Origin of the sequence: Aliidiomarina soli (genome assembly GCF_003986975.1) — a bacterium.
Classification (GTDB): domain Bacteria; phylum Pseudomonadota; class Gammaproteobacteria; order Enterobacterales; family Alteromonadaceae; genus Aliidiomarina; species Aliidiomarina soli.
On record NZ_PIPO01000009.1, the window covers coordinates 1 to 1,161 of the forward strand.

General features: G+C 54.0%; 2 protein-coding genes. Both read right to left on the reverse strand.

Going from position 1 to position 1,161, the window contains the following annotated elements:
- Positions 1-28: 28 nt before the first annotated feature.
- Positions 29-877 (reverse strand): IS3 family transposase, encoded by an 849-nt coding sequence (locus CWE14_RS14655; protein ID WP_241972428.1) that lies wholly within the window; start codon positions 875-877, stop codon positions 29-31.
- Between the two features lie 5 nt (positions 878-882).
- A partial coding sequence (locus CWE14_RS14660; protein ID WP_198676611.1) for a transposase occupies positions 883-1,161 on the reverse strand: 279 nt, incomplete at its 5' end.

The window sequence follows — 1,161 nt, forward strand, 5'->3', positions numbered from 1 at the left end:
TGGTCCTACCCACAAAAAGTAGACACTGTTATGCGCATTTGCGCTCAAACTCTGCTGGACTGATATTGCCGAGAGCAGAGTGTCGTCGTTTGCGGTTATAAAAGATCTCGATGTATTCGAAGATACCTGATCGGACTTCTTCCATCGAGCCATATTGCTCAGCGTAGATCAGCTCTACCTTGAGCCGACTGTAGAATGACTCCATCACCGCATTATCCCAGCAGTTACCCTGCCGGCTCATGCTTGCTAGGCAACCGCTTGATCTGACCAGATCCAGATACTTCACCGAGCGAAACTGAACTCCGCGGTCTGAGTGGATGATCAGTCCAGGCTTAACCTCTCTACGCGAGAAGGCCATGGTGAGCGTATCCAATACCAGTTTCTCCGTCATGGAGGTATCGAGCTTCCAGCCGACTATGGTTCGAGAATAGAGGTCCATGACGGTGGCCAGATACGCCCAACTGCCTTTGACCCAGATGTAGGTGATGTCCGTTACCCATTTCTGGTTTGGGGCTTCTGCGTGAAAGCGACGACGCAATCGGTTCTCTTCCACATTGATCATCGTCGGACTGGCCGGACGGTAGTGGAAGCCCTTGCCATTTCGCGCCCGGATACCGCGATAGCGCATGATGTTGGCGACAAAGTTCTTTGAACAGGGCAGACCCGCATCCTTCAGCTCATGCGCCAGTCTGGGCGCACCGTAGCGCGCCTTGTACTCGGCAAACAGCTCAACCACTTTGCTCTCAATCCGCTCGCGTCGTAGCTGCGTGGCACAGGGCTTACGCTTGTGCCACTTATAGAACCCTGACCTCGATACGGTCAGAGCCCGGCACATCAGCGTAATCGGGTACTGCCCCAAATACTCTGCGATGACCACGTACTTCACTCCTGGAGCTTCGCGAAGTACGCCGCAGCCTTTTTTAGGAATTCATTTTCCTTGCGAGCATCGTTCAGTTCACGCCTGAGACGCCGCACCTCTTCTGATTCCTTCTTTGAATAGTCGACGCCATCGACGGAGTTGAACTGCTTCTCGGAAAGCCGGGTGAACTGTCGCCGCCAGTTGTAGATCTGACCGGGATGCAATCCCAATTCTTTGGCGACGGATGCTGCCGTGTTGCCGGGCTGATCCGCTCGGCGTACTGCTTCCCTACGAAATTCCTC